This window comes from Streptomyces sp. NPDC043738, from assembly GCF_056436545.1.
On sequence record NZ_JBWKCJ010000004.1, the window covers coordinates 204,137 to 224,253 of the forward strand.

The following is a 20,117-nucleotide window of genomic DNA, read 5'->3' on the forward strand; positions in this document are numbered from 1 at the left end:
GGAGGACCATGCCCGAGCCAACCACCGACACCCCCGGAATCCCCGAGGAAGAGGTCGCCGGCCGCGTCGGCGCATGGTGGCGTGAGGGTGGGCTCGGCGGCCAGGTGGCCTTTCTTGTCGCTCCGGACGCCCATGACGCCTCGGCCGTCATGCGGGAGACACACGAGCACGTGCCCGGCAGTGTCGCCGTCGACGCCACCGGTCTCACCGCCGAGCAGGTCATGCAGCGGGCCCTCACGGCGCTCGGAGTGGATCTGTCCGCGGACAAGCGGGACGACTGGCGTTTCGCGCTCGGCTCGTGGCCCGAGGAGCGGTTGCTGCTGGTCGTCAACGCCCATCGTGCTGGGCCGACACGACGGTCGTACGAGCCCGAGCGGTTGGTGACCCGGACCCTTCCGTGGCTGGCGCGTGGCAAGTTGGCCGTGGTGGTCCAGGTGGTTCCCGAGTTGCTGCCGGCCCACGTTGATCCCAGGGCGGTGTTTCGGCTGTCCGCGTCGGCCGTCGAGTCTCCGCCGGCGGCGACAGAGTCCGTTGCCGTGCGGGCGTTGGCACTGGCCGAGCCCCGCTTCGTACCCGTCCCTGTCTGGGCCCAACTCGTCACCGCGCTGACCGGTGAAGCGGCATCCGAGGACGAACTCGCTGAATTCGCGAGGGAAAGGTCCGGGATTCTTCGGCTCGGGCCTCTCGGGGTTTCCTTCGTCGACGAGGGCCTGGTCGAGACCTTGCGCCGGGAGGTCGAACCCGCCGAACTCTCCCGTGTCAATGGGCATGTGGTTGCCTGGCTAATGCGCTCGGCTCCGGGTTTTCGCCACCCCGAGGGGTGGGCCAAGCACGGCGCCGTCGGCCTGTACGCAGCCACTGGGCTCGCCATGCATGCCGTGCAGGCGGGGACGTACGAAGAACTCCTGCGCGATGGACGTACGGTGGCCCATCTGCCGCAGACCGCACTCATGGACTCCGCGCGAAGCCGCAGCTTCGTCATTCCCGGAAACAGTCCCGCCGCCGATGCAATTCATTTGTGGCGGTGGGGAGTTGTACCGCAAAGTCAGAGTGAGTGGGCTTCCTGGCTGCATTTGATGGCCTGGTCGCGCGACGATCTAGAATTCGCGTCGTCCGTGGCTTCGTCCGGTGTCTCACTTCCCTGGCGTACGAAGTGGGCCCACTGGCGGCCGCCGGGTGGATACCATGCGCGTTTCCTCGAAGCGGGCAGGTTCGTCAGGCTGGCGGAAGTGCGCCGGCAGGGACGGTCCGCCATTGCCGGGTTGCAGCAGCGCACGGTAGACGGATCGCCGCAACCGTATGTCTCCGTCCGGGACTTGGAGACGGGTGAGCTCGTCGCAGGTCCCTGGGAGCAGGATGAGATTCCGCAGGAACACCGCACGGACCTGGCCCTTCCCCCGGCGACTACGACACCGGCCCCATCGGCCGGACAGGCCGGCGAGAGTTCCAGGCATCCCACCCACCTCCGCGAGTTGTTCGACTCGTCGTCCCCTCCTCGAAGCAAGAGCGCGTTCCTGCTTCCCTGCACCTCACTGACCGTGGGCAATGTCGTCGTGTTCGGGGGCAACCTGGGGCTGATCGCCATCCAGTCAGCGGACGGCGTGGTCCCCTCGGACACCTTCGGCTCCCGGCAACAGCCCCTGTCCTGGGATTACGCGGACGCGGGCCCAAGCCGCCCCCTTGATGCCACGCCCCCGAACCACAGGGACCTGATCGCGCTTTTCGGCGAGGACGACATCTACGAGGCCGAATCCGAGGAACTCCCCGATGGGTTGACCCATCGGCCGACTCGCGAGCTCTGCATGGAGTTCGGCCTGCCGGACATGAACGAGGGCGCCATGGCGCTACTGCCGTACGGGAATTGGGAAGTCGACCTCTTCGACGAGGTGAGCTGGCCGGATGATGTCGAACCCGTGGCGGAACGCGGGCCTTTCTTCCAGATCGGCAAGTGGATGGGGGGCGAAATCGTCATCGACGGGCCCACCGGACACATCCTGCGCGTCCCGACCGGGCCCGACGAGGAGTATCTGGCCGGGCTTCCCGCCGCACGCAGCCTGGAGAGCTTCCTCACCATGGTCGCGCTGTGGGTCACCGGGCTCCGCACCCGTGCCCTCCTTCCTCCAGGCAACTCCGAGCGGGGGCAGATCACTTACTGGGTCCTGGGGGAACTGGCCGAAGCCGATGAGAGGGGCGGCGAGCAGCCCGCGTGGTCGTACGTCCTGCACAACGAGTGACACGACAAGGGACGCATCGGTGTCGGCGCATCAGCCGGAGAGGCGCGCGACAAGGCGCCTCAGCCCCTCCTGGCAGTTTGACCCCCGTCTGAAGCGCCTAAGGGGGCGAGCACGCGCACCAGCCCACTCAGGTCGTGCCCGGCGCGCAGGCGATCGCGTTGGCGGTTCAGCCAGGCGTGCAGCACCTCACGGCCCAGGGGCGTGCGGCAGATGCCGGGAGTGCTCCGCCAGCCGTAGTGTTCCGCGGCGCGGTGCGGGCGGTAGTGACGGTGGTGCGAGATCCCTGCCTCCGGTAGCCCCACCAGCTCGAGTTCGCTGTCGAGCGCGCCGCGCAGCTCGCGGTCGAAGCGGGGGTCGGCGAGCAGTCGTCCATCACTGCGACCTCGCGTGGAGGCGCGGCGCGTCGTCGGCAACGCGTCGCACCTCCAAGGCGACCGGGGTCGGTCAGAACAACCCGTGCCACATCTGCTCGACGATCACCGACCACCAGTTCCTCGGGTCGTCCAGGGCCGATGCGTCGATGGCGACGAGCTGATCCTGGAAGTCGGCGACGGCCCTGCCCGCCATGATCGGGTCGAGCGCGATCATCTCCTCGCGCGTGGTGTGCAGGAGCGCGAGGGAGCGGGCGAAGGCGGACACCGAGGCGTTGACGCGGCGGCCGGCGCCGCTTTCCGGAGTGACGGCCCAGAGCTGGCCGAGCGGCTCACCCTCCAGACCGGAACCCGTGCACTGGACGGTGATCAGAGCGACCCCGTCGGTGCCGATCCTGACGTGACCCTCCAGGAACGCGAGGGAGTCGACGCTCGCCTCGGAGCCGACCTCGCGCAGATGCGCGGCGGCATTGCCGAACAGGCCGGCCGGAAGCTCCGCCTCGGGGCTGTCGGCCGTGAAGAAGAACGGGATGTCGGTCGGAAGCCCGGCCCAGGTCAGCGTGGCCCTGGTGGCCTCGGGGAGCGGGGTGCCCGCCACGTCGTCGGCGTCGTAGCGACGTACGCCGTCAGCGCCGAAGGCCTCCGTCAGCTCACGGCCCAGGGCGACATCGCGGAGCGGCTCGGCCGGCTCGACGTCGGCCGACACCGGCGCGCGGTGAGGCCGTGGCGGCGGCTGCTGTCCCGCGATCTGGTGCATCATCTCGACGTGCTGGAGCAGCCCGGCGATCGCCTCGGCGCGCTCCTCGCCCCGCAGGCCGTACTCCTGCGTGCAGGAGAACCGTGCGTTGGGGTAGACCCGGCCGATCAGCCGGCCCGGGTACCCGCCGGGGAGCAGGCTGGAGCTGAGGTCGGTGTGGATCGCGACCACGTTCTGCTCGGGGACGCCGAGGCTCTGGATCTCCGCCATGGCCTGGAACTCGGAGTGCGGCAGACCGGGGGCGGAGTTCTTGAAGAGGCTCGTCTCCTCGCCGGTGCCCGGGTCGACGTAGGTGATGACCGTGGTGTTGCCGGGGCCGGTGACCGGCGGCTGCGCGGGCGGCGCGGTCTCCTGGCCGCCGCCGTGCTTTTCCTGATACATCCGCACGACCTCCTCGACCGGCACGGACGGCCAGGTGCTCAGCTCGCCGGTGCGGCGGTCGACGACACCGCAGGAGTGGCCGATCGTGGCCGGCGGCCGGCGCTTGCCCGTGACCGGGTCACGCTCGAACGGCGGGGCCGCGGCCCACACCACCCAGCCCAGATCGAATTCCTGCATCCGCACCTCACGGCGCTCCTGTCCCTCGGGGTTGAGCCACCCCTCGGCGGTCGCGAGCGCCTGCTCCTGGCTGATCACGGGAACTCCCTTCGAGTCTTCGGGCGGACGGGGCCGGTGCGGCCGGGGTCGGTGCCGGGCGCGCTCCGCGGCCCCCGTCCGAGTGGGCCTGGGTGCAGGCGGTCTGATACGGGCGCCTTCGAGAGGCTTCGGGCCATTGAGGCTTCGAGGCCAACGATATGCGGTGGGTGGATGTCAGGCGGTCGGGTGGGCCTCGGGCCCGGGGGCTTGTGGAGCCTGCGCGGCTTCCGGCTCGGGCTCGGGCTCGGGGGCCCGTACGGCCTCGGGCCCGGCTGCCCTGGGGTCGGGTACGGAGCGCCGAGCGGTCGTGGCATAGGGCTGCGCCGGGCGGATCTGCAGCGCCTTCACACCGCTTTCCGTGGCGACCAGGAGGATGCCGTCGGGAGAGAGGTCGGTTCCCGTGAAGGGCGTGGCGGAGATCAGGGCCGTGACGATCTTCTCGTCGCCCTGCTGCTCGCCGCGACGCCAGACGCGTACATAGTCGGAGCCGCGGCTGAACCCGAGCGGTCCCGTGGCACGCTCGTCATCCGAGGGGCGCAGTATCCGGGTCGGGTCGGCGTCGATGACGGAGCCGGTGGCGAGGTCCTGCACCAGCACGGCGGGCGCCTGGGGATCCTCGGCCTTCAACGGGCGGGAACCCGGGGTGCCTTGAGGCACCACGCTCACGGCGACGGCGAGCGGGGTCGACTCCGGAGGCTGCTGCCCGGCCGGAGCCTCCGCGGCGCTGTCCGGCGCGGCCGCGGAGGGGGGCAGTTTGCCGACGGTCACGGCGTCGGCCCCGGCGACCGGTACGCTCCACAGCGTGTGCCAGGGAAGCTCGGGCACTATACGGCGCAACACCGCCGCGTACTCCGGCAGTCCGTCTTCGACGAACGCGGTCTCCAGGAGCGCCGCTCGATGGACGGCGGATGCCTGGGTGCGGGTGAGCAGCGGGGCCGTACGCAGATAGGTGCGCGCCGGTGCGTCCAGCTGCTCCGGGGGTACGGCCTCCACCGCGGCGCGCAACCGCACCGGCTCGGCGTGGGCGAACAGGCCGGGGTCGGTGAGGAGCCGGGGCAGCAGACCGGCCTCCAGGGTGTGTCCCGCGATGTGATCGCGAACGTACGCCCCTGCCTTCGCCCAGTCCTGGTCGGGCACGGCCTCCAGCAACTCCATGGCGATACGCGCCTGAGCGCCCGGAACATTCGGAATACCCGCTCGAACGGCCTCGCCGATGCCCGGGTGCCGCAGTCCGAGGAGCGTCCGCTCGTCCTCGGGGATGCCTTCGCCGGCCCTCTCGATGCGGCGGATGAAGGGGGCGGCGAGCAGCATGCCCCGCGCCAGGTCCTCGCTCATGTCCCGCTCGGCGACGGCGGAGGCGAGCGGGGTCAGCAGGTGCACGGGCAGGCCGTCGCCCTCGGCGAGGGCGAGGGGCGCGAGGATCTGCCGCAGGACGCGGGGGTGGGTGTCGAGTCGCTGGGCGTGCAGATCGAGCACTTCGCCGACGCTGCCGGGCAGTTGGCTCGCATCCGACGGGTCGAACCCCTCCGGTTGCATCAGGATCGACTGCACGGCGAGATGCGCGGTCAGGCGGCTGCCCGCACCGTCTCCCGCGTGCCGGGCGATCGCCTCGGCGAGCGCGCGACGAGCGCCGGGCTCGGTCGTGAACGGCAGCTCCGGGGCGCCGAATCGGGGATCGAGCAGCGTCTCCGCCTGCAGCACGAGCCCTTCGGGGTCGGCCCACTCGGGTGCGTCGAGGTCGATGATCTGGGCCACGCCGGGCGGCAGGCCCTCGACGAGCTCGACGGCGAACTCCCGGGGCACGTCGGCGAGAAGGCGTATGGACTCGACGGCGGCGAGGGGCTTCAGCACGTCCCGCACCACGCGCGCGGGCTCACCCGTCCCCCGCACCGGACCGGCCCGATCCACATCCGGCACCACGATCGTCACCGGCCGCCCGGACAACGGGAGTTGACCGAGCTCGGGGAAGATGTCGGCGGTACGGGTCGCGGACAACTCGTAGTGATCGGCGAGCAGCCACAGGATCTGCGCCGCCGTCAGCCCGGCGACGCTCGGCACGGCGGGTGCGGGCAGGTCCGCAGGAACGGTCGCCGGATCGAGCGCGTCCAGCTCGAGCCCCTTGCGGTACTCCGGGTCGCAGAGCATCAGGAACCCCGTGAGCAGCCGCGAACACCCGGTGCCCGGGCTTCCGGTCAGGATGACGACCCGAGGCGCGCCCGGCCACTCCGTCCGCCACCCGGTGAGCGCGCGCAGCGCGGCATTGCGCCCCCCTATGTAGGGGTGCGGCTCATGGGCCGTGGTCTGTTCTGGGGCCTGGGTCGGGCTGGTCATTGTCTCCCCGTTGTCCTGTCCGTCCGGCACCGTCAAGCCGTGTTGACCGTACGCCGTTCATCCTAGGGGCGATCCCGAAGCCGGACGACTCTCCCCGGCGGTGATGGTGTCCGGCGGTTTGGCGGAGCAACGGTGGGCCCATCCACCAGGTATCGCGATGGATGGGCCACAGCTCGATCAAGATCACGCTGGACCGGTACGGCCACCTCGCCCTCGACGGCAGCAAGCGCTGCCGTCAGGTCGTCGAGGCCACCGCCGGGGCGCACCGCCTCAACGGATCCCCAGCCCCGCCAGCACCCGCCGCTGAGTCGGCGACGGCTTGGCCGGGAAGTAGAGGTAGCAGACCCCGCCAGTGGCGCCGACCACCTTGCCCTCGGCGTTCTTGCGCTTGGTCCGCAGCCAGATGTTCTCGAACTGGCGTCGCTTGTAGACGTGCCGGACCGCCTTGTCGTCGGGGGAGTTCGGGTCGTTGGCGATGACGTCGCCGTCCTTGGTGAAGCCGATGACGGTCATCAGGTGGCCGGCGGTGCCGTAGCCGGCGCCGTCGAGTTCGGTCTTGAGGAAGGACTGGGAGGTGATGACGGGGATGCCGACGTGGATGAGGCGTTCGACGTCGGTGAGGGAGGTCAGGCGGGTGACCAGGCTCTGGAGGTCCCGGTAGGTGGCGGCGTAGGCGGCGTTGAAGGGCCAGTTGCCGCAGCCGTCGTACTGGTAGTCGAAGGTGTAGCGGGCGGCGTGGCAGACCTGGGGGTCGGCGTAGGCGGGGTCGACCCAGGAGAGTTGCTGCTGGGTGGGCTTGCGGCCCCAGTATTCGATGATCATCTGGGAGGAGGTGGGGCTGCACCAGGCCTCGCCGCCGTTGTCGTACTCCGGGTACTGGCCCTTGTGGATCTCCTGGGAGTAGCGGGGTACGGCCAGCTCGCGGCCCACCTGGGCGGGCTCGGACGCCGGCACCTCGAAGCGGTCGGGCAGGTCCGATCCCATGGCACCCAGCCGCCAGACGGTGGGGGTGAGGGTGGTCCCGGGCTTGCGGTGGAGGGTGAGGCGGAGCCGGTAGGAGGCCAGGCGGAGGCCGCCGGCGGGGTCGTCGACGGCGAAGGTGTCGGTGGAGATGCTGCTCCTGCCGTCCTTCTGGTCGTCGACGGAGGTACGGCGGATGTCGGCGTCGGTGTCGCCGGCGGTCCAGTGGCCCATGACGTACCAGGGGGTGTGGCCGCCGTCCGAGTACGTGCCGCGCAGTTCGACGGTGATCCAGGTGCCGGGCGGGGTGTGGGCGTTCCAGGACGCGACGACCTCGGTGGCCGGGACGGCGAGGGTGTGGACCGGGGAGGTCCAGGTGGCGTACTCCCAGGCGGCGGTCCTGCCGGTGTGCGGGTCCTTGTAGTCGGCGGTGCCGGCGGGACGGGCGATGCGGACGCCGGGGCGGGCGCCGTGCTCGACGCGGGTGCCCTTGCCGGTGCCCCCGTTCCAGTCGGTCGTGGTGGTCCAGGCGCGATAGTCCACGGGGCTCTTCGGTCGGCGCTCCTCGGCGTCCGGGGTGGCGGCGGGCGGTTCCGCCGTGTCCCCGGCGGCCTTGTGCGGTTCGTCGGCGGCCTGCGCCAGGGGGGCGGCGATGCCCGCCGCGGCGGCGAGCGCGGCGGCCAGGACGGTGCGCCGGGGCGCGGAGCTGGTCATGGTGGAGGTCCCCCAGTCGGATGCGTGCGAACGGGTGCGAGGGGTCGGGCCGGGACGGCGGGCGGGGCGGGCGGGCAATGGGTCTCCCCTGCCCGAACAGAGGGGCGAGCTCGGGGAAGGATCGACAGTGGCTCAACTATTGCCGTTCCGGCCGGGCTTCGGAAGCGGGTGCGGCGCGCGTCGCGCCATGAATATTGGTGTGGACCACTGACGTGCGGGCAGCGCGGGCCCGCGGCGTACTCTGGCGCGATGGAACGCGACCTGGCCCCGTTCGCCGCCCGACTGCGGGCCCTGCCGCCCTCCTGCGGGCCGGTGCGGCTGATCGCGGTGGACGGGCACGCGGGGTCGGGCAAGAGCACCTTCGCCGGCCGGCTGGCGGCGGCGCTGGACGATGCGCCGGTGGTGCACACCGACGACCTCGCCACCCATGAGGAGCTGTTCGCCTGGAGCGAGCGGTTCCGGACGCAGCTGCTGGACCCGCTGTCCCGGGGCGAGACGGCGCGGTACGGGGTGTACGACTGGGTGCGCGGGGAGTTCACCGAGGAGCGCGCGCTGGCACCCGCGCCGGTGGTGCTGATCGAGGGCGTCGGCGCGGGCCGGCGGGCGCTGCGGCCGCAGCTGGCCTGCCTGCTGTGGATGGAACTGGCGAGCGAGCACTCGTGGGAAAGGGGCCGGCTCCGGGACGGACCGGACCTCTCCGCGTTCTGGAGTGGCTGGATTCCGGCGGAGCGCGCGCACTTCGCGGCGGACCCTTCGCGCCCCTACGCCGATTTTCTGGTGCACCAGGGTGAGTTGGGGTACGAGGTGCGTGTGGGGCCTTCTGCGACGCAGTGATCAGCCCCGCAGTTCACGCTCCGTAGCAGACCCTGCCCGACGCGCCGGAACACGCCGACAGGGTCCCGCCGAGTGCCCCAACTCGGCTTGACCTGGGGGGCGTACAGGACTTACGTTCTCAATGTGCGGTTCTACGGACCGCCCGCAGATGCGAAGCCCCCGGTTGTTCCCCCGTGATCGGGGGCTTCGTTCTGCCTTGAATCACCTCTCGCCGACAGTGCGCACCCCCCTCTCCCTCACCCTGGGTCACCGCATTCTTCGCGCCGTCAAGTCACGTCAAGTCGTCCGCTCTTGCCCCGTACCGCCCTCTACGGACTGCACCGATCCCGCAGGTACGATGCGAGTCCGTGCCACCGCAGGCCACGGGACCGAAGTGCGCCAGGGCGGTCAACTCCCGGTGTCCGCACGCCGGTTCGGACGTCGGCGGTGGGCACTCGCCCGGCGGCACACACGGGGGACGTTTTGTGGGGGGACGGATGGAATTCGGAACTCAGGGTTCGCCCGCCCCGGCCGAGCTCGCCTGGCTGCGCGCGGTCGACGCCTACACCGTGGGCGCATACCCGCAGGCGGAGGAGGAGTTCCGGGCCGCGGTACGGCTCGATCCCGCGATGGCCGACGCCTGGCTCGGCCTGCACGCGCTGCGCGCCGACACCTCCATCGCGCTGCTGAGGATGCATCGGCACAGAGACCGGTTCGGTGAGATGCGCGGCCGCCACCGACGCACCCTCAACTCCTGGTACTGGCTCGGCTGGTGGGTGCAGCCCGTACTGGAGACCCCGCGCGATCTGCTGCTCGCCCACGCCTCGCACTGGCTCGACGGCCGCCATGTCGCCGAGCTGGACCAGGCGCTGGCCGGCTGCCCGCCGGTGGACACCGATCCCCAGGTGCGCTTTCTGCACGCCTGCCGGGCCTACCTCGTCAAGGACTGGGACCAGCTCGTACGGCACACCGAGCCGCTGCTGGGCGATCCGGTGCTGGGCATCGAGGCCGGTCTCTTCGGCGGGATGGCGCGGGTGCGGCTGGAGATGTACGGGCAGGCCGAGCCGCTGCTGTCCGCCGCGCTGATGCGCTGCCGCAGCGAGCAGCCGCAGCGCAAGGAGCTGCGCTACTGGCTCGCCCGGGCCCACGAGGGCACCGGCCGCAGCGCGGCGGCGCTCCCCCTCTACCGGGCGGTGCACCGCGTCGACCCGGCCTTCATGGACACCGCGGCGCGGCTCGCCGCGATCGCCGAGGTGGACGGCCTGGACGAGGGCACGGACCTCGCGACGGTCCCCGCGTCCGGGCTCGGGCAGGAGGCCGGCGGCGATCTGGACCCGCTGGCGCCGCTCGATCCGGTGGACGGCCGGGAGCTGCTGGCGACCGGCGAGCCGGAGGGACCGGACGACGAGCTGGTCGGTGGCGCGCCGGCGGGCAACGACGCGGCCGCCCGGGTCAAGGCGGCAGCGCCCGGCCCGCGCGGCGCCGAGCGCCTGCCCGCCGGCCCCGCCGACCCGGTGCTCCTGGAGAAGGCGCTGGCCGAGCTGGAGCGGATGGTCGGCATGGAGCCGGTCAAGCGGCATGTACGCGCGCTGTCGGCCCAGTTGCGGATGGCGCGGCTGCGCGCGAGCCAGGGACTGCCGGTGCAGCCACCGAAGCGGCACTTCGTCTTCTCCGGTCCCTCCGGCACCGGCAAGACCACCGTGGCCCGGATACTCGGGCGGGTCTTCTACGCGCTGGGGCTGCTCGGCGGCGACCATCTCGTGGAGGCCCAACGGTCCGATCTGGTCGGTGAGTTCCTCGGCCAGACGGCCGTCAAGGCCAATGAGCTGATCGACTCGGCGCTGGGCGGGGTGCTGTTCGTCGACGAGGCGTACAGCCTGTCCAACTCCGGCTACAGCAAGGGCGACGCGTACGGCGACGAGGCGCTGCAGGTGCTGCTCAAGCGCGCCGAGGACAACCGCGACCGGCTCGTGGTGATCCTGGCGGGCTACCCGGAGGGCATGGACCGGCTGCTGGCCGCCAACCCGGGGCTGTCCTCCCGCTTCACCAGCCGCGTCGACTTCCCGAGCTACCGGCCGCTGGAGCTGACCGCCATCGGCGAGGTGCTGGCCGCCGAGAACGGCGACCGCTGGGACGAGGAGGCCCGCGACGAGCTGTGCAGCATCAGCGGCCACGTCGTCGACCAGGGCTGGATCGACGAGCTGGGCAACGGCCGCTTCCTGCGCACCCTCTACGAGAAGAGCTGCGCCTACCGCGATCTGCGGCTGTCCACATGGCGCGGCACGCCCACCCGGGACGACCTGGCGACCCTGCGGCTGCCGGATCTGATGCAGGCGTACGGCGAGGTCCTGTCGGGGCGGGGACCGGACACACCGGGCCGGTGAGCGCCGTCGCGGCGGCAGGGCTGCCACCGCGACGGCGCCGCGGTCCGCCGGCTCAGCCGGCCAGCGCCCGGTCCTGCGCCGGCAGCGCGGCCTCCTCGCGGGGCTCGGTGACGCGGCTCGGCCCCTCGCGCCCGGCCGCCGCGTCGCCTCGTCCCCGGGACGCGGGTGCCTGGCGGTGCGAGGGGTCGCGGACCTCGCCGACCAGCATCTCCAGCACGTCCTCCAAGGCGACCAGGCCGAGGACCCGGCCGGCCGGGTCGGCGACCGCCGCCAGATGGGAGGCGGCGCGGCGCATCGCCGTCAGGGCGTCGTCGAGGGGGAGCTCGGCGCGCAGCGTGGTCATCGGGTGCCAGATCCGCTGGGGCACCGCGCGGTCGCGTTCCTCCAGGTCGAGGACGTCCTTGACGTGCAGATAGCCCATGTACGCGCCGCCGGGCGCACAGACCGGGAAGCGGGAGTAGCCGGTCCGGACGGTCAGCTCCTCCACCTGGCGGGGCGTCACCGTCGGATCGACCGTGACCAGGCCGGCCCGGTCGAGGAGGACGTCGGTGACGGGGCGGCTGCCCAGCTCCAGGACGTCGGAGAGGCGTTCCTGTTCGGCCGGTTCGAGCAGGCCCGCCTGGCCGGAGTCCTCGACGAGGTGGGTCAGCTGCTCGCTGGTGAAGACCGCCTCGACCTCGTCCTTCGGCTCGACGCGGAAGAGCCGCAGCACACCGTGGGCGCAGGCGCCGAGGAAGGCCGTCACCGGGCGGCACAGCCGGGCGAAGGCGACCAGCCCGGGGCTGAACCACAGGGCGGTCTTCTCGGGCGCCGCCATCGCCAGGTTCTTGGGCACCATCTCGCCGATGACGAGGTGGAGGAAGACCACCAGCGCCAGGGCGATGACGTAGCCGAGCGGGTGGATCAGCGGGGCGGGGAGGTGGACCGCCTCGAAGAGCGGTTCCAGGAGGTGGGCGACGGTCGGTTCGGCGACCGCGCCGAGGGTCAGGGAGCAGACGGTGATGCCGAACTGGGCGGCGGCCATCATCTGCGGGAGGTTCTCCAGCCCGTGCAGCACCTGCCGGGCTCGCTTGGAGCCTTCCGTGGCCAGCGGTTCGATCTGGGAGCGGCGGACCGAGACCAGGGCGAACTCGGCACCGACGAAGAACCCGTTGGCGAGCACGAGCAGCACCGCGAAGAGCAGCTGGGCCAGCGTCATCGGGCCACCTCCGCACCGACCGCGGCGGGCTCGCGGGAGGCGGGCGCGGCGGGCACGGCCGAGGCGGTCTGCACCAGCCTTATCCGCTCGGCGCGGTGGTGCGACACCAGCCGCACCCGCAGCCGCCAGCCGTCCAGCTCCGCGGTGTCGCCGGGGGCCGGGATCCGGCCGAGTATGTGTGCCACGAGTCCTGCCACCGTCTCGTACGGGCCTTCCGGGGCCTCCAGGCCGATCCGCCGCAGGGTGTCCACCCGGCAGCCGCCGTCGGCGTCCCAGGCGGGGCGGCCCTCCTCGGGCGGGGCCTGCCCCAGTTCGGGCAGGTCCACCCCGTCGTGCTCGTCGCGGACCTCGCCGACCAGCTCCTCGATGATGTCCTCCAGCGTGACCACACCGGCCGTGCCGCCGTACTCGTCGACGACCACCGCTATCGGCTGTTCGCTGCGCAGCCGCTCCAGCAGCGGCTGCACCGGCAGCGTCTCGGGAACCAGCAGCGGCGGCACCGCGATCCGGCCCGCCGGCGTGCGCAGCCGGTCGTGTGCCGGGACGGCCAGTGCGTCCTTGAGGTGCACCATGCCGACGACCTCGTCGAGGCGGGTGTGGTAGACGGGGAAGCGGGACAGGCCGGTGGCGCGGGTGAGGTTGACCACGTCCTCGGCGGTCGCGGTCGCCTGCAGGGCGCTGACCCGTACGCGCGGCGTCATGACGTTCTCCGCGGTCAGGTCGCCCAGCGAGAGGGTGCGCACGAAGAGGTCCGCGGTGTCCTGCTCGATGGCGCCGGCGCGGGCGGAGTGCCGGGCCAGCGAGACCAGTTCACCGGGGGTGCGGGCGGAGGCCAGCTCGTCGGTGGGCTCCACGCCGAGGGCGCGCACCAGGCGGTTGGCGACGGTGTTCAGCAGCGTGATCACCGGACGGAAGAAGCGGGAGAAGGCCCGCTGGGGTCCGGCCACGAAGCGGGCGACCTGCAGCGGCTTGGAGACCGCCCAGTTCTTGGGCACCAGCTCGCCGACGACCATCTGGACGGCGGAGGCCAGCAGCATCCCGATGACGACGGCGACGCCGGGGACCGCGCCCTTGGGCAGGCCGAGCGCGAGCAGCGGGCCGGACAGCAGGTCGGCGAGCGCCGGCTCGGCGAGCATGCCGACCACCAAGGAGGTGATCGTGATGCCGAGTTGGGTGCCGGACAGCTGGAAGGAGAGTTCCCGCAGTGCGGAGACGACGGTGCGGGCGCGGGGGTCGCCGTCGGCCGCGGCGCGTTCGGCGTCCGCCTTCTCGACGGTGACGAGGCCGAACTCGGCGGCGACGAAGAATCCGTTGGCCAGGATCAGGACGAGGGCCGCCGCGAGCAGCGGCAGGGGGCCGGTCATGCCGCCGCCTCCGTGGTATGCGGGGGTTGGGGAGGGGCGGCGCAGGTACTACAGGACGATCCGTCCATTGCCGGAGGGAGTCACTCCTCGGGTCGCATCGGGCCCACTGGGGGGCAGGGTGCAGTGTGCACCCCGGGGAACAGAGTAAACAGCGGGACCCGGATTAGGGCAGGCTCACCCGGCCGTGTGGTCGAGCGCACCATGCTTCTCGGTGAGGTCGCGCAGCGCCCGGGCGTCACGGATGGCCTGGTCCCTGGCGATGCCGGGCTGGATTCCCATCGCGGGCAGGCTGGTGCCGTCGGCGAGGTCGAGGTGGACCCAGGGGTCGCCCAACCGGAGGTTGACACGCACGATCTGCGCCCAGGCCAGCTCGCGCCTGGTGGTGAGGTTGACGACCGTGACGCCCTCCTGCCGCGCGACCACCTTGGGGCGGCTGAGCAGCAGGAGGACGGCCCCCACCAGCGCTCCGGTGGCCACGAAGCTGAACCGCTCGCCGCCGCTCAGCTTCGGCAGCGCCAGCGCGATGGCCGTGAGGGCCACGAACTGGGCGAGGGCGACGGTGTACAGGACGATCCGGGTGCGGGTCGGCCGGAAGGTCACCGGGAGGCTGGGCAGAGAAGGCTGAGGTGCCGCGGACACGTCGTCGGTCTTCCGTCGGGGGCGGGTCGGTGCGTACGGGTGGTCAGGCCGGGCGGGTCACAGCCGGCAGGCGTGGATGCCGGTGGTCAGGATGGCGCGGGCGCCGAGGTCGTAGAGCTCGTCCATGATCCGCTGGGCGTCCTTGGAGGGGACCATCGAGCGGACCGCGACCCAGCCTTCGTGGTGCAGCGGGGAGACGGTCGGCGACTCCAGACCGGGCGTGAGGGCGACGGCCTTCTCGACGTGCTCGACGCGGATGTCGTAGTCCATCATCACGTAGCGGCGGGCCACCAGGACGCCCTGCATGCGGCGGAGGAACTGGCGGACCTTCGGGTCGTCGTCCGGAGCGCCGGTGCCGCGGATGACCACGGCCTCGGACTTCAGGATCGGCTCGCCGATGATCTCCAGACCGGCGTTGCGCAGGGTGGTGCCGGTCTCCACCACGTCCGCGATGATCTGGGCGACCCCGAGCTGGATGGCGGTCTCCACCGCGCCGTCGAGGTGGACGACGGAGGCGTCCACGCCGTTGTCGGCGAGGTGCTGGGTGACCAGGCCGGCGAAGGAGGTGGCGATCGTCATGCCGCCGAACTCGCTGACGTCCTTGGCGGTACCCGGGCGGGTGGCGTAGCGGAACGTCGAGCCCGCGAAGCCGAGCTGGAGGATCTCCTCGGCGTCGGCTCCGGAGTCCAGCAGCAGGTCACGGCCGGTGATGCCGATGTCGAGCTTGCCGGAGCCGACGTAGACCGCGATGTCGCGCGGGCGCAGGAAGAAGAACTCGACCTCGTTCTCGGCGTCGACCAGGACCAGTTCCCTGCGGTCCTTGCGCTGGCGGTAGCCGGCCTCATGGAGCATCGCCGACGCAGGCTCGGACAGTGAACCCTTGTTGGGGACAGCGATGCGCAGCATGAGAGAGAGTTCCTTTGCAGCTGAAGGGAGTTGTGCGGGTGCCGGGAAGGGGGATCAGAGGTGGGCGTAGACGTCGTCGAGGGAGATGCCCTTGGCGACCATCATGACCTGGAGGTGGTAGAGGAGCTGGGAGATCTCCTCGGCGGCCGCCTCATGGGATTCGTACTCGGCGGCCATCCAGACTTCGGCGGCCTCCTCGACGACCTTCTTGCCGATCGTATGGACACCGGCCTGCACCAGCTCGGCGGTACGGGAGGTGGCGGGGTCGCCGGTGGCGGCCTTCTGCTGGAGCTCGGAGAACAGCTCCTCGAACGTCTTCTTGGACATGATGGTCACCACCCTACGCGGTCGGCCCCTCCCCTCAGCGCCAGGGTTCTGACACGGTGCGCAGCGTCGCGGCGGTGGCGACCGCGGCGGTGACCGCTTCGTGCCCCTTGTCCTCGGTGGAACCTTCCAGGCCCGCGCGGTCCAGCGCCTGCTGCTCGGTGTCGCAGGTCAGCACGCCGAAGCCGACGGGGACGCCGGTGTCGACGGAGACCTGGGTCAGGCCCTGGGTGACGCCCTGGCAGACGTAGTCGAAGTGCGGGGTGCCGCCCTTGATGACCACGCCGAGCGCGACCACCGCGTCATAGCCGCGGCCCGCCAGGACCTTGGCGACGACCGGCAGCTCGAAGGCGCCGGGCACCCGCAGCAGCGTGGGCTCGCTGATGCCCAGCTCGTTCAGCGCGCGCAGGGCACCGTCGACGAGGCCGTCCATCACCTGTTCGTGCCATTGCGCCGCGATGACGGCCACCCGCAGGTCGCCACAGTTCTTCACGGTCAGTTCGGGTGCGCCCTTGCCGCTCACGGTTCTCCTCGTACGGGTGATGGGGGTCGGTGGTGGTGACGTGGGGGTGTCGGGGGACGTAGCCGCCGGGGGCGGGGGCTACTGGTTGTCGCAGGTCGTCGCGTCAGCGGGGGGTGTGGCGTCGGCCGCGCCGGTGGAGGCGGCGCCCGCGCCGGGAAGCCAGGGCAGGTCGTGGCCCATCCGGTCCCGCTTGGTGCGCAGATACCGCAGGTTGTGCTCGCCGGCCTGGACGGCCATCGGCTCGCGGCCGGTGACCTTCAGGCCGTGCCGCACCAGGGCCGCGGTCTTGTCGGGGTTGTTGGTCATCAGCCGCAGCGAGCGCACGCCGAGGTCCTGGAGCATCTGCGCCCCCGCGGCGTAGTCGCGGGAGTCGGCGGGCAGCCCCAGTTCGAGGTTGGCGTCCAGGGTGTCGCGGCCGCGCTCCTGGAGTTCGTAGGCGCGCAGCTTGGACAGCAGCCCGATGCCGCGTCCCTCGTGGCCGCGGAGGTAGATCACCACACCGCGGCCGGCCTCGGCGATCTTCTGCAGCGAGGCCTCCAGCTGGGGTCCGCAGTCGCAGCGCAGCGAGTGGAAGACATCGCCGGTCAGGCACTCGGAGTGGACCCTGACCAAGACGTCCTCGCCGTCGCCGAGCTCGCCGGCGACCAGCGCGATGTGCTCCACTCCGTCGGCCGTGGAGCGGTATCCGTAGGCGGTGAACTCGCCGTGCGCGGTGGGCAGCCGGGTGGCGGCCTCGCGGCGGACGGTCGGCTCGGACGACCGCCGGTAGGCGATCAGGTCCTCGATGGAGATGATCGACAGGCCGTGCTTGCGGGCGAACGGCACCAGCTCGGGCAGCCGCAGCATGGTGCCGTCCTCGCCGGCGATCTCCACGATGGCGGCGGCCGGGCGCAGTCCGGCCAGCCGGGCGAGGTCGACACCGGCCTCGGTGTGGCCGTTGCGGACGAGTACGCCGCCGGGCCGGGCGCGCAGCGGGAAGATGTGGCCGGGCCGCACGAAGTCGCCGGCCTGCGACTCCCCGGAGGCGAGCAGCCGCAGGGTGGTGGCGCGGTCGGCAGCGGAGATGCCGGTGGACACACCGTGCGCGGCGGTGGCGTCGACGGAGACGGTGAAGGCGGTCCGCATCGACTCGGTGTTGTGCTCGACCATCTGCGGGAGTTCCAGCCGGTCCAGCTCCGGGCCCTCCATGGGCGCGCAGATCAGTCCGCGGCACTCGCTCATCATGAAGGCGACGATCTCGGGAGTGGCCTTCTCCGCGGCGATGACGAGGTCGCCCTCGTTCTCGCGGTTCTCGTCGTCCACGACGACGACCGGGCGGCCGGCGGCGATGTCGGCGATGGCCTGCTCGACGGGATCGAGCGCCAGTGAGCCGTCGGCTTCGGCGTCGTACCAGCTCTGCAGTGCGGTCATGCTCGTGCCCCCTTGTTCTCCCCCAGTGCCTGTACGGCCTGGGCGGTGCCCCCATCTCCGCCCACGCGGCGCAGAGGTGCGGCTTTCAGTGCTGTCTGCGGCCCGGCGGCCGCGCGTGCGTCGCTCACGAGAGTGCTCCTTCCAGGACGGGGCGGCTTTCGGCGCGCGAGCGCAGCCACCAGTCGCGCATGCCCCACACGACGAGGGCGAGATAGACGACGTAGACCAGGCCGGAGAAGGCCAGGCCGCTGCTGAAGGCCAGCGGGACGCCGACCACGTCGACCAGCAGCCAGGCGAACCAGAACTCCACCAGCCCACGGGCCTGGGCGACCATCGCGGCGAGCGTGCCGACGAAGATGTAGGCGTCCGGCCAGGGGTTCCAGGACAGCTGCGGGATCAGGGTGAAGAGCGTGCCGACGGCCGCGGTGCCCAGCGCCGTGCCGGCCAGCAGCACGGCCCGCTCGCGCCAGCTCGCGAAACGTACGGCGATGGAGCCGTCCTGCGCCTGCCGCCGGCCGCGCTGCCACTGCCGCCAGCCCCACAAGGCCACGCCGATGACGAGGAGTTGCTTGCCGACGCCGCCGCTGAGGTGGGCGGAGGCGTAGGCGGCGACGAGGATGAGGCCGGAGAGGAACTGGGCGGGCCAGGTCCAGATCGAGCGCCGCCAGCCGAGGGCCAGGGCGGCCAGACCGATGGTGTTGCCGATCATGTCCGACCAGATGACGTGCTGGCCGAAGGCGGTGAAGGCCACACCGTTCAGCGGGTCGAGGACGCTCACCGGTCCATCTCCTTGATCTCCTCGACGTCCGTCAGGTCCGCGCCCTGCGGCGTGCCCCGGGTGAGCAGCCGCTCGACGTACTTCGCCAGGACGTCGACCTCCAGGTTGACCGGGTCGCCGGGCTTCTTGATGCCCAGGGTGGTCAGGGCGAGGGTGGTGGGGATGAGGCTGATGGTGAAGTAGTCGTCGGCGGCGTCGACGACGGTGAGACTGACACCGTCGACAGTGATGGAGCCCTTCTCGACGACGTAGCGGGCCAGTGCGGCCGGCAGCGCGATCTTGACGATCTCCCAGTGCTCGGCGGGGGTGCGCTCGACGATGGTGCCGGTGCCGTCCACATGCCCCTGGACGAGGTGCCCGCCCAGCCGGCCGCCGAGCGCCATCGGGCGCTCCAGGTTCACCCGCGAGCCGGCGCTCAGCGCGCCGAGGCTGGAGCGGCTCAGGGTCTCGGCCATCACATCGGCGGTGAATTCACCGTCGGCGGTGTCCACGACGGTCAGACAGACGCCGTTGACGGCGATCGAGTCGCCGTGCTTGGCGTCTTCGGTGACGACGGGGCCGCGCAGTCGGAAGCGGGAGCTGTCGCCGAGGTCCTCGATGGCGACGACCTCACCCAGTTCTTCGACGATTCCGGTGAACACTTCAGTTCTCCTCGTGGAGGGTGTGGCGGATGGGCGTGGCGGTGATGCGCAGATCGGGGCCGAGCCGTTCGGTGTCGGTCACGTCGAGGCGCAACGCCTGGGCGATGGTGGTGATTCCGGCGTCACCGACGGCGGCCGGTCCGGCGCCGAGCAGCACCGGCGCGAGATAGCCGACGACCTTGTCGACGGCCTGGGCGGCGAGGAAGGCCCCGGCGAGCGTGGGCCCGCCTTCGAGCAGTACGGAGCGGACATCGCGCGCGTACAGGGCCTTGAGCAGTGCGGGGATGGACAGCCCGCGACCGTCGGCGGCACGCGGCAGCCGGACGAGCGGGGCGAGGCCTTCGAGGTGGGCGGCGTCGGCGTCCTCGGCGACCGCGATCAGGGTGGGCGCGGTGCCGTCCAGGACGCGGGCGCCGGCCTTGACGGCGGTGGCGCCGGAGTCGACGACGACCCGCAGCGGCTGGCTGATCTCGTCGTCGGACAGGCCGCTGATCCGGGCGCCGAGCTGCGGATCGTCGGCGCGGGCGGTGCCGGAGCCGACGATCACGGCGTCCGCGGCGGCCCGCAGCCGGTGCACGTCGGCGCGCGACTGGGGCGAGGAGATCCAGCGGCTGGTGCCGTCGGCGGCGGCGATCCGGCCGTCGAGGGTGGCGGCGTACTTCCACAGCACGAAGGGGCGGTGGCGCAGCACGGCGGTCAGCCAGGCCTCGTTGCCGGCCGCGGCCTCGTCGGCGAGCAGCCCGCCCTCGACGTCGACGCCGGCCTCGGCCAGGGTGACGGCGCCGCCGGTGGCGGCGGGGTTGGGGTCGGAGACGGCGTAGACGACCCGGGCGATGCCGGCGTCGATCAGCGCCTGGGCGCAGGGGCCGGTGCGACCGGTGTGGTTGCAGGGTTCGAGGGTGACCAGTGCGGTGCCGCCGCGGGCCCGCTCACCGGCGGCGCGCAGGGCGTGGACCTCGGCGTGCGGCCCGCCGGCCCGCTGGTGCCAGCCCTCGCCGACCGTACGGCCCGCGGAGTCCAGGACGACACAGCCCACCACGGGGTTGGGGCTGGTGTGCCCGAGGCCGCGTGCGGCGAGCTCGATGGCTCGGCGCATCGCCGCGGTCTCGACGGGGGCTGCGGTGGCCACCGGGT

The 20,117-nt window shown here is 71.9% G+C and carries 18 protein-coding genes; 3 read left to right on the forward strand and 15 right to left on the reverse strand.

The features are described from left to right. The first annotated feature begins 8 nt into the window (after positions 1-8). Complete coding sequence (locus AC0680_RS08170) at positions 9-2,234, forward strand: SUKH-4 family immunity protein (RefSeq protein WP_478625946.1); 2,226 nt, start codon at positions 9-11, stop codon at positions 2,232-2,234. A 59-nt stretch (positions 2,235-2,293) separates the two neighbouring features. Here AC0680_RS08170 and AC0680_RS08175 read toward each other — a convergent pair whose 3' ends face one another. The 4 genes from AC0680_RS08175 to AC0680_RS08190 form a co-directional block, all read right to left on the reverse strand. Next, positions 2,294-2,647 carry a hypothetical protein gene (locus AC0680_RS08175; protein ID WP_478625948.1) on the reverse strand — a complete coding sequence of 118 codons (354 nt, stop codon included), beginning with the start codon at positions 2,645-2,647 and terminating at the stop codon, positions 2,294-2,296. Positions 2,648-2,678: 31 nt separating this feature from the next. Continuing rightward, positions 2,679-3,998, reverse strand: a complete 1,320-nt coding sequence (locus AC0680_RS08180) for an SUKH-4 family immunity protein (protein ID WP_478625950.1) — start codon at positions 3,996-3,998, stop codon at positions 2,679-2,681. A 174-nt stretch (positions 3,999-4,172) separates the two neighbouring features. Further along, positions 4,173-6,329 (reverse strand): ATP-binding protein, encoded by a 2,157-nt coding sequence (locus tag AC0680_RS08185; RefSeq protein WP_478625952.1) that lies wholly within the window; start codon positions 6,327-6,329, stop codon positions 4,173-4,175. 270 nt (positions 6,330-6,599) lie between these two features. Further along, complete coding sequence (locus AC0680_RS08190; RefSeq protein WP_478625954.1) at positions 6,600-8,003, reverse strand: peptidase C39 family protein; 1,404 nt, start codon at positions 8,001-8,003, stop codon at positions 6,600-6,602. 249 nt (positions 8,004-8,252) lie between these two features. On the opposite strand from AC0680_RS08190, the gene AC0680_RS08195 reads away from it, so the two are divergent. Then, positions 8,253-8,837, forward strand: coding sequence for a uridine kinase family protein (locus AC0680_RS08195; RefSeq protein ID WP_478625956.1), 585 nt, complete (start codon positions 8,253-8,255; stop codon positions 8,835-8,837). 476 nt (positions 8,838-9,313) lie between these two features. After that, a complete protein-coding gene (locus AC0680_RS08200) occupies positions 9,314-11,200 on the forward strand; it encodes an AAA family ATPase (protein ID WP_478625958.1) in 1,887 nt (628 codons plus the stop codon). 52 nt (positions 11,201-11,252) lie between these two features. Here the strand turns inward: AC0680_RS08200 and AC0680_RS08205 are convergent, their stop codons facing one another. The 11 genes from AC0680_RS08205 to ribD form a co-directional block, all read right to left on the reverse strand. Next, positions 11,253-12,398 carry a hemolysin family protein gene (locus AC0680_RS08205; RefSeq protein ID WP_478625959.1) on the reverse strand — a complete coding sequence of 382 codons (1,146 nt, stop codon included), beginning with the start codon at positions 12,396-12,398 and terminating at the stop codon, positions 11,253-11,255. Further along, positions 12,395-13,762, reverse strand: coding sequence for a hemolysin family protein (locus tag AC0680_RS08210; protein ID WP_478625961.1), 1,368 nt, complete (start codon positions 13,760-13,762; stop codon positions 12,395-12,397). The genes AC0680_RS08205 and AC0680_RS08210 overlap by 4 nt, the downstream gene beginning before the upstream one ends. 174 nt (positions 13,763-13,936) lie before the next feature. Beyond that, on the reverse strand, positions 13,937-14,401 hold the full coding sequence (locus tag AC0680_RS08215; protein ID WP_478625963.1) for a PH domain-containing protein: 465 nt from the start codon (positions 14,399-14,401) through the stop codon (positions 13,937-13,939). Between the two features lie 57 nt (positions 14,402-14,458). Continuing rightward, positions 14,459-15,307 (reverse strand): ATP phosphoribosyltransferase, encoded by an 849-nt coding sequence (gene hisG / locus AC0680_RS08220; RefSeq protein WP_384485028.1) that lies wholly within the window; start codon positions 15,305-15,307, stop codon positions 14,459-14,461. A 54-nt stretch (positions 15,308-15,361) separates the two neighbouring features. Beyond that, positions 15,362-15,634, reverse strand: coding sequence for a phosphoribosyl-ATP diphosphatase (locus tag AC0680_RS08225; RefSeq protein WP_248867486.1), 273 nt, complete (start codon positions 15,632-15,634; stop codon positions 15,362-15,364). A gap of 34 nt (positions 15,635-15,668) precedes the next feature. Continuing rightward, a complete protein-coding gene (ribH, locus tag AC0680_RS08230) occupies positions 15,669-16,154 on the reverse strand; it encodes a 6,7-dimethyl-8-ribityllumazine synthase (protein ID WP_468976943.1) in 486 nt (161 codons plus the stop codon). Between the two features lie 78 nt (positions 16,155-16,232). Further along, a complete protein-coding gene (locus AC0680_RS08235) occupies positions 16,233-17,564 on the reverse strand; it encodes a bifunctional 3,4-dihydroxy-2-butanone-4-phosphate synthase/GTP cyclohydrolase II (RefSeq protein ID WP_478625965.1) in 1,332 nt (443 codons plus the stop codon). Next, positions 17,561-17,692, reverse strand: coding sequence for a hypothetical protein (locus AC0680_RS08240; RefSeq protein ID WP_478625967.1), 132 nt, complete (start codon positions 17,690-17,692; stop codon positions 17,561-17,563). Before AC0680_RS08240 ends, AC0680_RS08235 begins: the two co-directional genes overlap by 4 nt. After that, positions 17,689-18,342, reverse strand: a complete 654-nt coding sequence (locus AC0680_RS08245) for a nicotinamide mononucleotide transporter family protein (protein WP_478625969.1) — start codon at positions 18,340-18,342, stop codon at positions 17,689-17,691. The genes AC0680_RS08240 and AC0680_RS08245 overlap by 4 nt, the downstream gene beginning before the upstream one ends. Continuing rightward, positions 18,339-18,983, reverse strand: coding sequence for a riboflavin synthase (locus AC0680_RS08250; RefSeq protein ID WP_478625970.1), 645 nt, complete (start codon positions 18,981-18,983; stop codon positions 18,339-18,341). The genes AC0680_RS08245 and AC0680_RS08250 overlap by 4 nt, the downstream gene beginning before the upstream one ends. Position 18,984: 1 nt before the next feature. Further along, on the reverse strand, positions 18,985-20,112 hold the full coding sequence (gene ribD, locus AC0680_RS08255) for a bifunctional diaminohydroxyphosphoribosylaminopyrimidine deaminase/5-amino-6-(5-phosphoribosylamino)uracil reductase RibD (RefSeq protein ID WP_478625971.1): 1,128 nt from the start codon (positions 20,110-20,112) through the stop codon (positions 18,985-18,987). Between the last annotated feature and the right edge of the window lie 5 nt (positions 20,113-20,117).

What these genes read in the sequence shown, in the direction of transcription:
- AC0680_RS08210 (WP_478625961.1), bottom strand. Translation starts at nt 13,762, where the DNA reads ATGACCGGCCCCCTGCCGCTGCTCGCGGCGGCCCTCGTCCTGATCCTG.
- AC0680_RS08185 (WP_478625952.1), bottom strand. Translation starts at nt 6,329, where the DNA reads ATGACCAGCCCGACCCAGGCCCCAGAACAGACCACGGCCCATGAGCCG.
- AC0680_RS08205 (WP_478625959.1), bottom strand. Translation starts at nt 12,398, where the DNA reads ATGACGCTGGCCCAGCTGCTCTTCGCGGTGCTGCTCGTGCTCGCCAAC.
- AC0680_RS08225 (WP_248867486.1), bottom strand. Translation starts at nt 15,634, where the DNA reads ATGTCCAAGAAGACGTTCGAGGAGCTGTTCTCCGAGCTCCAGCAGAAG.
- AC0680_RS08190 (WP_478625954.1), bottom strand. Translation starts at nt 8,003, where the DNA reads ATGACCAGCTCCGCGCCCCGGCGCACCGTCCTGGCCGCCGCGCTCGCC.
- AC0680_RS08195 (WP_478625956.1), top strand. Translation starts at nt 8,253, where the DNA reads ATGGAACGCGACCTGGCCCCGTTCGCCGCCCGACTGCGGGCCCTGCCG.
- AC0680_RS08170 (WP_478625946.1), top strand. Translation starts at nt 9, where the DNA reads ATGCCCGAGCCAACCACCGACACCCCCGGAATCCCCGAGGAAGAGGTC.
- AC0680_RS08200 (WP_478625958.1), top strand. Translation starts at nt 9,314, where the DNA reads ATGGAATTCGGAACTCAGGGTTCGCCCGCCCCGGCCGAGCTCGCCTGG.
- hisG (WP_384485028.1), bottom strand. Translation starts at nt 15,307, where the DNA reads ATGCTGCGCATCGCTGTCCCCAACAAGGGTTCACTGTCCGAGCCTGCG.
- AC0680_RS08235 (WP_478625965.1), bottom strand. Translation starts at nt 17,564, where the DNA reads ATGACCGCACTGCAGAGCTGGTACGACGCCGAAGCCGACGGCTCACTG.